General features: G+C 65.5%; 11 protein-coding genes. 5 read left to right on the top strand and 6 right to left on the bottom strand.

Going from position 1 to position 11,469, the window contains the following annotated elements; translation table 11 throughout:
* From K1Y73_RS19730 to K1Y73_RS19715, 4 genes are all read left to right on the top strand, one after another.
* Positions 1–642, top strand: a 642-nt coding sequence (locus tag K1Y73_RS19730; protein ID WP_318248262.1) for a cytochrome c-type biogenesis CcmF C-terminal domain-containing protein, incomplete at its 5' end; no start/stop codon positions are given.
* Positions 639–1,115 (top strand): cytochrome c-type biogenesis protein, encoded by a 477-nt coding sequence (locus K1Y73_RS19725; protein ID WP_225030011.1) that lies wholly within the window; start codon positions 639–641, stop codon positions 1,113–1,115. The genes K1Y73_RS19730 and K1Y73_RS19725, both read left to right, overlap by 4 nt.
* A gap of 62 nt (positions 1,116–1,177) precedes the next feature.
* Positions 1,178–1,954, top strand: coding sequence for an enoyl-CoA hydratase-related protein (locus K1Y73_RS19720; RefSeq protein ID WP_225030010.1), 777 nt, complete (start codon positions 1,178–1,180; stop codon positions 1,952–1,954).
* A gap of 46 nt (positions 1,955–2,000) precedes the next feature.
* Complete coding sequence (locus K1Y73_RS19715) at positions 2,001–2,687, top strand: hypothetical protein (protein ID WP_225030009.1); 687 nt, start codon at positions 2,001–2,003, stop codon at positions 2,685–2,687.
* Positions 2,688–2,714: 27 nt separating this feature from the next.
* On the opposite strand, the gene ilvN is transcribed toward K1Y73_RS19715, so the two are convergent.
* Together ilvN and K1Y73_RS19705 are read right to left on the bottom strand one after the other, a co-directional pair.
* A complete protein-coding gene (ilvN, locus tag K1Y73_RS19710; protein ID WP_225030008.1) occupies positions 2,715–3,275 on the bottom strand; it encodes an acetolactate synthase small subunit in 561 nt (186 codons plus the stop codon).
* A 65-nt stretch (positions 3,276–3,340) separates the two neighbouring features.
* A complete protein-coding gene (locus K1Y73_RS19705; protein WP_225030007.1) occupies positions 3,341–5,098 on the bottom strand; it encodes an acetolactate synthase 3 large subunit in 1,758 nt (585 codons plus the stop codon).
* Between the two features lie 632 nt (positions 5,099–5,730).
* Between K1Y73_RS19705 and K1Y73_RS19700 the strand changes: the two genes are divergently transcribed.
* Positions 5,731–6,837, top strand: a complete 1,107-nt coding sequence (locus K1Y73_RS19700) for a TRAP transporter substrate-binding protein (protein ID WP_225030006.1) — start codon at positions 5,731–5,733, stop codon at positions 6,835–6,837.
* A gap of 133 nt (positions 6,838–6,970) precedes the next feature.
* On the opposite strand, the gene K1Y73_RS19695 is transcribed toward K1Y73_RS19700, so the two are convergent.
* From K1Y73_RS19695 to K1Y73_RS19680, 4 genes are all read right to left on the bottom strand, one after another.
* Complete coding sequence (locus K1Y73_RS19695) at positions 6,971–8,788, bottom strand: TRAP transporter large permease (protein ID WP_225030005.1); 1,818 nt, start codon at positions 8,786–8,788, stop codon at positions 6,971–6,973.
* Complete coding sequence (locus K1Y73_RS19690; RefSeq protein ID WP_225030004.1) at positions 8,785–9,393, bottom strand: TRAP transporter small permease subunit; 609 nt, start codon at positions 9,391–9,393, stop codon at positions 8,785–8,787. The genes K1Y73_RS19695 and K1Y73_RS19690 overlap by 4 nt, the downstream gene beginning before the upstream one ends.
* A 303-nt stretch (positions 9,394–9,696) precedes the next feature.
* Positions 9,697–10,539 carry an arginyltransferase gene (locus K1Y73_RS19685; RefSeq protein WP_225030003.1) on the bottom strand — a complete coding sequence of 281 codons (843 nt, stop codon included), beginning with the start codon at positions 10,537–10,539 and terminating at the stop codon, positions 9,697–9,699.
* Between the two features lie 184 nt (positions 10,540–10,723).
* Positions 10,724–11,155 (bottom strand): DUF2852 domain-containing protein, encoded by a 432-nt coding sequence (locus tag K1Y73_RS19680; protein WP_451923589.1) that lies wholly within the window; start codon positions 11,153–11,155, stop codon positions 10,724–10,726.
* Between the last annotated feature and the right edge of the window lie 314 nt (positions 11,156–11,469).

The raw sequence follows: 11,469 nt of genomic DNA, 5'->3' as shown, positions 1-11,469 counted from the left end.
CTGGCGATCTACCAGACCATGGCCTTTGGCGGCGTGGCGCTGGGGGCCTGGGTCGTCTTCGGCGCGGCGCTGGATCTGTGGTCGCGCACCGGCCGGGGCAAGAACCGGCTGGGCCGGCTGGCCCGGCTGCCGCGGGCCGATTGGGGCAAGGCCAGCGCCCATGCGGGCCTGGGGGTGATGATCTTCGCCGTGGCCGCGATGCATGCCTGGAAGGTCGAGACGATCCGCGTGGCGCAGCTGGGCGAAACCTTCGATCTGGGCCCCTATGCGATCACCCTGAAAGACGTGCATGACGAGCCGGGGCCGAATTACCGCACCACCAAGGCCGAAATGCTGGTGACCCGCGGCGGCGCCGATGTGGCGGTGATGTTCCCCGAAAAGCGCTTCTATCCGGTTCAGGCCATGCCCACGACCGAGGCGGCGATCCACCAGACCTTGCTGCGCGACCTGTATCTGGTGATCGGCGATCCGCAACAGGGCGGCGGCTGGGCGGTCCGCGCCTATATCGAGCCCTTCGCCTCGTGGCTGTGGATCGGGGCGGGGCTGATGGCGCTGGGCGGGCTTCTCAGCCTGACCGACCGGCGCTATCGCGTCGCGGCCGGTGCCCGGCGCGCGGCCCCGCAAGGGGTGCCCGCGGAATGACCGGATTTGCGCGCGCAACGGGCGGTGCGGCCGCCTATGTGCTGGCCCTGGTGCTGCTGGCCGCCGCCCCCGCGCTGGCGGTGCAGCCCGACGAGATCCTGGCCGATCCGGCGCTGGAGGCACGGGCGCGGGCGATCTCGCGCGATATCCGCTGCCCGGTCTGCCAGGGCGAGACGATCGACGACAGCAATGCCGCGATCAGCCGCGATCTGCGGCTGATCATCCGCGAAAGGCTGATGGCGGGCGACAGCGATGCCGAAGTGGTGGATTTCATCGTCGACCGCTACGGCGAATTCGTGCTGTTCAACCCGCGCGCCTCGGGCTCGAACCTGATCCTCTGGCTGGCCGGGCCCGCCATGCTGCTTGTCGGCGGCGGCATCGCCCTTGCCGCCCTGCGCCGCCGCCCCGGGCCCGCCGACCCCGGGCTTTCGGCCGCCGAAGAGGCGCGGTTGAAGGAATTGCTGAAGGACTGACGCAGCGTCTGCGCTGTGCGGCCCTGTGCGGCTTGCTAGGCTTGCCGCAAAGGGAGGCTGCCATGGCATATGAGACGATTGCGCTGCAGGAACAGGGGGGGATCGCCACACTGGCGATGAACCGGCCGCAGGTGATGAATGCGCTGTCCTCGCAGATGCGGCACGAGCTGATCGCGGCCTTCGATGCCGTGGCGGGGCGGGCGCGGGTGATCGTGCTGACGGGCACGGGCCGCGCCTTCTGCTCGGGCCAGGATCTGCAGGATGCGCAGGATATCGGCGCTGTGGATTTCGAGCGGGTCCTGAACGAGGAATATGTGCCGCTTCTGCGCCGGATCACCGATTGCCCGGTGCCGGTGATTGCCGCGGTGAACGGGGCGGCGGCCGGGGCAGGGGCCAATCTGGCGCTGGCCTGCGATGTGGTGATCGCGGCCGAAAGCGCCAGCTTCATCCAGGCCTTCACCCGCATCGGCCTGATCCCCGATGCCGGCGGCACGCATTGGCTGCCGCGGCAGATCGGGCTGGCCCGCGCCATGGGGGCCGCCCTTTTCGCCGAGAAGATCAGCGCCCGCCAGGCCGCGGACTGGGGGATGATCTGGGAAGCCGTGCCGGATGAGGGCTTTGAGGCCCAGATCGCCGCGCGGGCGGACCATCTGGCCAAGGGTCCGACGCAGGCCTATGGCGCCTTGAAACAGGCGCTGCGCGGCAGTTTCGACCTTGATCTGCCCGGTGCGCTGGCGCTGGAGGCGCGGCTGCAGGGCCAATGCGGCGCCAGCGCCGATTTCCGCGAAGGCGTGGCGGCCTTTCTGGAAAAGCGCCCGCCCCGCTTCACCGGCGCCTGATCGCATTGCATAATGCCCCCCGGAAATTTCGACGGGGAACAGGGGCATGGCCGAACAGCACCGCGACGATGTGGTGCGCGCCTATTACCGGACGCGCAAGATGCTGGGCTGGCTGGGGATCGCGCTGCCGCTGATCCTGATCCTGGGCGGCTGGGCCAGCCAGGGCGCGGTCGAGCCGTCGATCAGCGACTATTACCATACGCTGATGCGCGATGCTTTCGTGGGGGTGCTGACGGCGATCGGGCTGTTCCTGATCACCTATCCGGGCCATTCTCCCGCGCAAGGCGAACATGTCTCGGACGATCTGATCACCACCCTGGCCGGAATCGCGGCCTTCGGCGTGGCCTATTTCCCGAACGAGACGCGGATGAATGCCAATCTTCTGGGCTCGATCACCCAGCAGGCGCTGGGTTACAAGCTGGCGGCCTTCGCGCATTACTTCTGCGCCATCACCTTCCTGTCGGCCCTGGCGGCGATGTGCCTGCGCAAATTCGCCCGCACGGCCAAGCCGCTGCGCCGTCGCATCTACCGCGCCTGCGGCTGGGTGATCGTGGCCATGACCGTCCTGGTGATCGTGGCCTCGTGGTTCAAGATCCGCGGGCCAGAGGGGCCGCAGGCGGTGGTGAACCAGGGCATGCTGGTCCTGTGGTTCGAGGCGATCGCGATCTGGGCCTTCGCGGTCGCCTGGCTGGTCAAGGGCCGGGTCGAGGAACGGCTGAGCCGGCGGCGTTAGGGCGTCCGGCGCCGGATCCCGCCGCCCTCAGGCGCCGCGCGACAGGGCGGCGATGCCAGTGCGGGCGATTTCCTTCAGACCCAGCGGGCGCAGCAATTCGGCGAAGGCATCCACCTTCTCGGGCGCGCCGGTGATTTCGAAGACAAAGCTTTCCAGCGTCGAATCCACCACATTGGCGCGGAAGATCTCGGCCAGGCGCAGCGCCTCGATCCGCGCGTCGCCCTTGCCCGCCACTTTGAACAGCGCCAGTTCGCGCTGCACGCTCGGGCCCTCGGCGGTCAGGTCATGCACCTCATGCACCGGCACCATGCGCGACAGCTGCGCCTCGATCTGGTCGATCACGGCGGGCGTGCCGCGGGTGACCACGGTGATGCGCGAGCGGTGGCCGGTATGGTCCACCTCGGCCACGGTCAGGCTGTCGATATTGTAGCCCCGGCCCGAAAACAGCCCGATCACGCGCGCCAGAACGCCCGGCTCATTCTCGACGATCACCGCCAGCGTATGGCTTTCCTCGACCTCGGAATGACTGTCGCGTAGGTCATAGGCCGAATGGCTGGTCGCACCCTTCTTGATGTTCAAGGCGGACATGTGCCTTCCTCTCTGTATAAATATCCTGCGGGGGTCCGGGGGTGCAAAACCCCCGGTCCGACACATCACACCAGAACCGCGCCCGATTTGAACGCGTTGGCATCGGCCGACAGCAGCATCTCGTTATGCGGCTTTCCGCTCGGGATCATCGGGAAGCAGTTCTCGTGCTTCTCGACCAGGCAATCGAAGATCACCGGCCCGTCATAGCGGATCATTTCCAGGATCGCGTCGTCGAGATCCTTGGGGTCCGAGACCTTGATGCCCTTGCAGCCGAAAGCCTCGGCCAGTTTCACGAAATCGGGCAGGCTTTCGCTCCAGGATTGCGAATAGCGCTCGCCATGCAGCAATTCCTGCCACTGGCGCACCATGCCCAGCCGTTCATTGTTCAGGATGAACTGCTTCACCGGGGCGCGGAACTGCATCGCCGTGCCCATTTCCTGCATGTTCATCAGCCAGGACGCCTCGCCCGCCACGTTGATGACCAGCGCCTCGGGATGGGCGATCTGCACGCCGATACTGGCGGGCAGGCCATAGCCCATCGTCCCCAGCCCGCCGCTTGTCATCCAGCGGTTCGGCTCGTCAAAGCCCAGGAACTGCGCGGCCCACATCTGGTGCTGGCCCACTTCGGTGGTGATGTAGCGGTCCATGCCCTTGGTCAGGGCTTCCAGCCGCTGCAGCGCATATTGCGGCTTGATCACCTTTTCCGAACCCTCATAGGCCAGGCAATCGACGCGCTTCCATTCATTGATCTGCGCCCACCATTTGGCCAGACCGTCCTTGTTGACCTTGCGGCCGCGCGATTTCCAGATCCGCAGCAGGTCTTCCAGCACATGGCCGACATCGCCCAGGATCGGGATGTCGACATGGATGACCTTGTTGATCGACGAGGGGTCGATGTCGATATGGGCCTTGACCGAACGGGGCGAGAAATCCTTGACGCGGCCGGTGATCCGGTCGTCGAAGCGCGCGCCGATATTGATCATCAGGTCGCAGCCATGCATGGCCAGATTGGCCTCGTACAGACCATGCATGCCCAGCATGCCCAGCCAGTTCTTGCCCGAGGCCGGATAGGCGCCCAGACCCATCAGCGTCGAGGTGACCGGAATGCCCGAGGCATCAATCAGCTCGCACAGCAACTGGCTGGCCGCACGGCCCGAGTTGATCACGCCGCCGCCGGTATAGAAGATCGGCCGCTCGGCCTGTTCCATCAGCTCGACCAGCCGGGTGATCGCCTCGACATCGCCCTTCACCCTGGGCTGGTAATGGCTGGGCTTCAGCTTTTCGGGCGGCGTATAGGTCGCGGTGGCGAATTGCACATCCTTCGGAATGTCGATCAGCACCGGGCCCGGGCGGCCCGCCGTGGCGACATGGAAGGCCTGATGGATGGTTTCCGAAAGTTTCGCCGTATCCTTCACCAGCCAGTTCATCTTGGTGCAGGGGCGGGTGATGCCGACGGTATCGGCTTCCTGGAAGCCATCGGTGCCGATCATGAAGGTCGGGACCTGGCCGGTCAGCACGATGATCGGGATCGAATCCATCAAGGCATCGGTCAGGCCGGTCACCGCATTGGTGGCGCCGGGACCCGAGGTCACCAGCGCGACGCCCGGCTTGCCGGTCGAGCGCGCATAGCCTTCGGCCATATGCACGGCACCCTGTTCATGGCGGACAAGAATGTGACGGATGTCGTTTTGCAGGAAGATCTCGTCATAGATCGGCAGGACCGCGCCGCCGGGATAGCCGAAGACCACCTCGACGCCCTGATCCTTCAGCGCCTGAACCACCATCTTCGCGCCGCTCATCTGCGCATCCGTCTGACGTGCCATTTCCGTCTCTTTCCTTCCGCCTCGCGCAACAAAAAGCCCCCGGGAGTCGACCGGGGGCGCATGGGAAACCATCATGGTCCTGCCGTTACCGGCCCATGCGCCATTCACCCCCAAGTACAAGAATGCCGACCATTTTCAGCCCCTTTGGCTCATCGCGGCGGACACTAGTGCGGGGCGCGTGCAGCGTCAACTGCAAAAGCGCATGAAAAATGTCGCCGTGACCCGGAATTTTGTACTTATCTTGCGTTGATCTGGTCCGAAGGGCAACTTCCGCAAAGATCCGGTCGCTTCGGGGGCGACTCTGGCCCGGTGCGGGGGCTGGTACCCCCGGGGCGTGGCCAGGCCTCCGGCCTTGGCGCGACCGGGCCCGCGGGCGGCCGGGGCGGCCGCGGAAGCGGCGATCGATTCCTGTGCCATTGCCCGGCGATTGGGCAGTTAAGTGCCGGAAAATCCTTGTCTTGCCGGCTCTGCCGCCTGGCCGCCGCCGGGCGCGCGAAAGCTGGTAAGAAAACCTTACCAGCCCCCGGGATGACGCCAAGAAAGGGATTTGCAACTGGGATTCCGCCCGTTAGGCTCGGCTCAGAAACAATGCCCGGCGGGAGTGCGGGCCAAAAGAAAGTGGAGGAGAATCTATGGATCGTCGTAGCTTTCTGACGAAAGCGGCGCTGGGCGGCACGGCTGCCGCGGGCGCTTCGGTGCTGGCCGCCCCGGCCATTGCCCAGGACAACCCCACGGTCACCTGGCGTGTGACCTCGTCCTTCCCGAAATCGCTGGATACGATCTTCGGCGCCGCCGATGTGATGGCCAAGACGGTCAGCGACATGACCGATGGCAAATTCACCCTGCAGGTCTTCCCCGCGGGCGAACTGGTTCCCGGCCTGGAAGCCGCCGATGCGGTGTCTTCGGGCACGGTCGAGGCCTGCCATACCGTGCCCTATTACTTCTGGGGCAAGGACCCGACCTATGCGCTGGGCGCCGCCGTGCCCTTCGGGCTGAACGCGCGGATGACCAATGCCTGGTTCTACCATGGCGGCGGCATCGAGATGATGAACGAATTCTACGCCACCCAGAACCTGATCGCCTTCCCGGCCGGCAATACCGGCGTGCAGATGGCGGGCTGGTACAAGAAGGAAATCAACTCGGTCGAGGATCTGAAGGGCCTGAAGATGCGCATCGGCGGTTTCGCCGGCAAGGTGATCGAGAAGCTGGGCGTGGTGCCGCAGCAGATCGCCGGCGGCGACATCTATCCGGCGCTGGAAAAGGGCACGATCGACGGCACCGAATGGGTCGGCCCCTATGACGACGAGAAGCTGGGCTTCTACAAGGTCGCGCCCTACTACTACTATCCCGGCTGGTGGGAAGGTGGTCCGGCCATCGCCACGATGATCAATCTCGACAAGTGGAACGAGCTGCCGAAAGCCTATCAGGCGGCGCTGCAGGCGGGCTGCGTGGTCGCGAATATGGACATGCTGGCCAATTACGACTGGAAGAACCCGACGGCGCTGAAGTCGCTGGTGGCCAATGGCGCCCAGCTGCGCCCGCTGCCGCAGGACGTGCTGTCGGCGGCTTTCGAGGCGGCGAACGAGGTCTATGCCGAAGTGTCGGCCTCGAACCCGATGTTCGCCAAGATCAAGGCCTCGCAGGACGCGTTCCGCAAGGATGCCTATCTGAACGCGCAGATCGCCGAATACAATTACGACGTGTTCATGATGGCGCAGCAGCAGGCCGGCAAGCTGTAAGCCAGGCCAAAGGATCACGCGAAGGCCCCGGAAGCGATTCCGGGGCCTTTTGCATTTGGCCGGCCCAAGGTGCAGGCAGGAAAAAGGCCCGGCGCCTGAGCAGCCGGGCCTGTTTCCTGCGAAGCGCGAAAGATCAGGGCGTGATCTTCGGCGGCGCCAGCGTCGGCAGCCCCTGCAGGCCGCCGCCCTCGGCCGGGGCGGGGGCAGGCGCCGTACCGGCATCGGGCGCGGCCGCCCCGCCGGGCACGGTCGGCGCGCCCAGGTTCGGCAGGCCGGGCAGGCCGGGCAATCCGCCGGGGGCGGGGGCAGGGGCGGTGGTGGTGCCTGCCGGCGCCATCGGCTGCAGGGTGGGCACCTTGATCTCGATGGTCGAGGGGTCGACCACCACGCCCTTGTAATGCATCACCATCTGCGGGAAGGCGATGACCACGCCGATCATGATCACCTGGATCACCACGAAAGGCGTGGCGCCCCAGTAGATCTGCCCCGTGGTGACCCCCGCGATCTTCTGCTTGGTCACCTTGTCCTCATAGGTGCCGCGCGGCGCGACCGACCGCAGGTAGAACAGCGCAAAGCCGAAGGGCGGGTGCATGAACGAGGTCTGCATGTTCACCCCCAGGATCACCCCGAACCAGATCAGGTCGATGCCCAGCGCCTGGGCGGGCGCCACCAGCAGTGGCACGATGATGAAGGCCAGTTCGAAGAAATCCAGGAAGAAGGCCAGCAGGAAGACCAGGATCGACACGACGATCAGGAAGCCCAGCTGCCCGCCCGGCAGCGACGTCAGCAGATGCTCGACCCAGATATGGCCGTTCACCCCGTAGAAGGTCAGCGAGAAGACCCGCGCGCCCAGGATGATGAAGATCACGAAGGCCGACAGCCGCGTGGTCGAGGCCAGCGCCTGGGTGACGACGGCCATGTTCAGCCGCCGCTTCATCGCCGCCAGCAGCATGGCGCCAACAGCCCCCATCGCGCCGCCCTCGGTCGGCGTGGCGATGCCCAGGAAGATGGTGCCAAGGACCAGGAAGATCAGCGCCATCGGCGGGATCAACACGATGATCACCTGCTGGGCCAGCCGCGACATGGTGTTGATCTTCAACGCCTTGTCGATGACGGCCCAGGCATAGATCGCCAGAATGCCCACCGCCGCGCCCAGGATGTCGGCATTGGCGCCGTGGGTCGGGTAAAGCCAGACATGCGCGCCATAGCCGATGGCGACGCAGGCGATCAGCGCCACGAACAGCGACATCACGCCCGAGCCCAGCGTCCGAGCCTCGGGCGGCAGCGCCGGCACCCAGTTCGGCCGCACCAGCGAGACAATGAAGACGTACAGCATGTACAGCCCGGTCAGCACCAGGCCCGGGATCATCGCGCCCTTGTACATGTCGCCCACCGACCGGCCCAGCTGGTCGGCCAGCACGATCAGCACCAGCGAGGGCGGGATGATCTGCGCCAGCGTGCCCGAGGCGGCGATCACGCCCGAGGCGACGCGGCGGTCATAGCCATACCGCAGCATGATCGGCAGCGAGATCAACCCCATGGCGATGACCGATGCGGCAACAACGCCGGTGGTGGCGGCCAGAACCGCGCCGACGATGATCACCGCATAGGCCAGCCCGCCGCGGATCGGCCCGAACAGCTGGCCGATCGTGTCCAGCAGGTCTTCGGCCATGCCGGACCGTTCCAGCACGATCCCCATGAAGGTGAAGAAGGGGATGGCCAGATAGATCTCGTTCGACATCACCCCCCAAAGCCTTTGTGGCATGGTGAAGAGAAGCGGCCAGTCCAGGGTGATCGAATGGCTTGAGGCAGGGGCCAGCCAGACGGCGATGGCAAAGAACATCAGCCCGTTGGCGGCCAGCGAGAAGGCGACCGGATAGCCCAGCAGCAGGAACACCACCAGCGAGGCGAACATGATCGGCGCCATGTTCTGCGCGATGAGTTCAATCATTTGCGGCGTCCCTCGTTCAGTTCGGCAACCGCCTTGGCCAGTTCCGCGCCTTCCAGCTCGGCCGCCTCATGCGCCGAGATGAAGGGATGGGGGTCTTCGATCAGCCCCTGCATCACCGCGATTTTCTTGATGATTTCGGAAATCCCCTGGATGACCAGCAGGATGAACCCGGCCGCCAGAATGGCGCGCGCCGGCCAGATCAGCAGCCCGCCGGCATTGGTCGAGATCTGGTGGATCTTGTAGGCCTGCCAGGCATAGGGCACCAGCATCCACGACATCAGCACCACGAAGGGCATCAGGAAGAAGATGTGACCGAACAGGTCGATCCAGTGCTGGGTGCGCCGCGACCGGCCGCCATAGAAGATGTCGATGCGGATATGTTCGTTCTGCGCCAGCGTATAGGCCGCCGCCCCCATGAAGGCCGCGCCGAACAGATACCATTGCAGTTCCAGCCAGGCATTCGAGGCCAGCTGGGGTGAAATCTTGCGGATCACCGCATTGCCGGCTGAAATCAGGATCGAGGCGAGGATGAGCCACATCACCGCCTTTCCGATCGCCGTATTGACACGGTCGATCAGGCGCGAAAGCGCCAGTAGTCCTTGCATCAATTCCCCTCCCATGCGCCGGTTCGCGCCGGCTTATTGTCAAGCGGTAAGAAAACTTGGCCAATTATCGGATGTCTGGCCTTGTCGTCAACTGAAACAAATTCTGTGCGGAAAATCCACCTTTTTGCAGGCGAAAACCGCAGAAGGGTATGAATTCGGAACGAAATTCCTGGGCTTGCGTCGCGTCGCAAATGGGCGCTTCCTGCCTTGGGCAGGGCAGCTGCCGCGAATTTGGTCAAACGACCATGCCACCACGCCGCGCCAATGGCGCTGCCACGGAAAATCGCGCGCCTCAGCCCGGCGTCAGGTCTGGTCCTGGATGCCGCGCGCTTCGGGAAGGGCGATGCGGGCCACCTGCTCGGCGATCGGATCGACCGACAAAGGATGCAGCTCGGCCCGATGCGCGGCCGGATCGCCGATCGGCTGCCAATGGCCGGCCTTGTAGATCTCCAGCGCGTCGAAGCCGGCCTTGTAGCCCATCTTGCGGCTGCCGGGCACCCAATAGCCCAGGTAGACGAAGGGCAGCCCCGCCTCGCGCGCGATGGCGACATGGTCAAGGATCACCTGCGTGCCCAGGCTGTTGGCCGCCATGTCGGGATCGTAGAAGCTGTAGACCATCGACAGCCCGTCATCGAAGACATCGGTCAGGCAGACGGCGACCAGCGGCCGGCCCCGCTCGCCCTCACGCGGGGGGCGGGTATATTCGATGACCCGGCTTTTGATCGGCGTCTCTTCGATCATCGCGGCGAATTCGAAGATGTCCATGTCGGCCATGCCGCCATCGGCATGCCGGCTGTCCAGATAGCGGCGGAACAGCTGGAACTGTTCCTCGGTCGCCCAAGGGGAGGTCGCGTTGCGGCGCAGTGCTGCGTTTTTCTTCAGGATCCGCTTCTGGCTGCGGTTGGGCTGGAAATCCGCAACCCGGATCCGCGCCGACAGGCAGGCCGAGCATTCCGCGCAGGAGGGCCGGTACAACACGTTCTGGCTGCGCCGGAAGCCCTGCTTCGACAGCGCATCGTTCAGCTTCTGGGCATGTTCCCCCTGCAATGCCGTGAACAGTTTCCGCTCGGTCCGCCCGTCAAGATAGGGGCAGGCCTGCGGAGCCGTCACGTAGAATTGCGGGGCGATGGGAAGCGTGTGGCGCATGTCTGGGATCAGATAGGGACGAAGCGAAGCCTAGCAAGGCCCGGGCCATCCGCCAAGGACCAGCTTGGCCCGGCGCGCAGAAATCCCCGGTCGGACAGAAAAAACCGCACTCCGCGCGGGGGCGGAGTGCGGCTGCGGCCGTCACGAGGTGGGTACGGGGAAGCGACGGCCGCGGCTTTTGCGCTTAATAGGCGCCGCGGCGCGGATCTTCGGCGCCGGGCGCCTCGGGCGCCTCGGCCGTTTCTGCGCTTTCGCGGTTCACCCGGGCGCGTTCCTCCATGAAGGCGTCGAACTCGGTCTTGTCCTTGGCCGCGCGCAGGCGCTGCAGGAAGCCTTCAAAGGCCTCTTGCTCGTCTTCCAGCCGGCGCAGGGTCTGGGTCTTGTAATCGTCGAAGGCCGCATTGCCCGAGGGGCGGAACGCGGCGCTGCCCCAGCCGCGGCCGAAGCCGCGCTCGCGCGCCCAGTCACGGCTGGCGTCGCGGGTGGGGTCTTGGGGCATTCCGCGGCGGGTGCGGCAGCTGTGTCCGAACATGTCTTGGCTCCAGCGATGGGTGATGGTGATGTAAAGGACCAGGAACAGGCCGATCGGCCAGAAGACCATGAAGCCCAGGACCATGGCGACGATCCAGGCGGCACGGCCGCGGCGGTCAAGCCAGGCTTCGGCCCGGCGCGGCCAGGAGAGAAGGCCGCCGGATCGGGCAAGCCCCGGGGCGGCGTAAGGCGAGTGCATCGGCGGTATCTCCCTTGCTGCGATGGCATGTGAATGTCTTTCACATGGCGAAGATGCGCGCTTGGGGCGGGTCTTTCAAGACCTCATGTGAAGAATATTTACATTGCCGCACCCGGGCCGCCGGGCCCCAGCCGCCGGGCCCGCGGCGCGGCGGGCAGAGGCGGTTTGTCAGCCTGCGGTGAAGGCCGCGATCCGGGCGC

The sequence above is a fragment of the Xinfangfangia pollutisoli genome (assembly GCF_020179405.1).
GTDB classification, from domain to species: Bacteria; Pseudomonadota; Alphaproteobacteria; order Rhodobacterales; family Rhodobacteraceae; genus Pseudogemmobacter; species Pseudogemmobacter pollutisoli.
The sequence above is the reverse complement of the archived record's forward strand: the minus strand, read 5'-3'. Positions and strand labels throughout refer to the sequence as shown.

Excerpts from the sequence above, each read along its gene's own strand:
- K1Y73_RS19725 (WP_225030011.1), top strand. The coding sequence starts at position 639 with ATGACCGGATTTGCGCGCGCAACGGGCGGTGCGGCCGCCTATGTGCTG.
- K1Y73_RS19720 (WP_225030010.1), top strand. The coding sequence starts at position 1,178 with ATGGCATATGAGACGATTGCGCTGCAGGAACAGGGGGGGATCGCCACA.
- K1Y73_RS19715 (WP_225030009.1), top strand. The coding sequence starts at position 2,001 with ATGGCCGAACAGCACCGCGACGATGTGGTGCGCGCCTATTACCGGACG.
- ilvN (WP_225030008.1), bottom strand. The coding sequence starts at position 3,275 with ATGTCCGCCTTGAACATCAAGAAGGGTGCGACCAGCCATTCGGCCTAT.
- K1Y73_RS19705 (WP_225030007.1), bottom strand. The coding sequence starts at position 5,098 with ATGGCACGTCAGACGGATGCGCAGATGAGCGGCGCGAAGATGGTGGTT.
- K1Y73_RS19700 (WP_225030006.1), top strand. The coding sequence starts at position 5,731 with ATGGATCGTCGTAGCTTTCTGACGAAAGCGGCGCTGGGCGGCACGGCT.
- K1Y73_RS19695 (WP_225030005.1), bottom strand. The coding sequence starts at position 8,788 with ATGATTGAACTCATCGCGCAGAACATGGCGCCGATCATGTTCGCCTCG.
- K1Y73_RS19690 (WP_225030004.1), bottom strand. The coding sequence starts at position 9,393 with ATGCAAGGACTACTGGCGCTTTCGCGCCTGATCGACCGTGTCAATACG.
- K1Y73_RS19685 (WP_225030003.1), bottom strand. The coding sequence starts at position 10,539 with ATGCGCCACACGCTTCCCATCGCCCCGCAATTCTACGTGACGGCTCCG.
- K1Y73_RS19680 (WP_451923589.1), bottom strand. The coding sequence starts at position 11,155 with ATGGTCCTGGGCTTCATGGTCTTCTGGCCGATCGGCCTGTTCCTGGTC.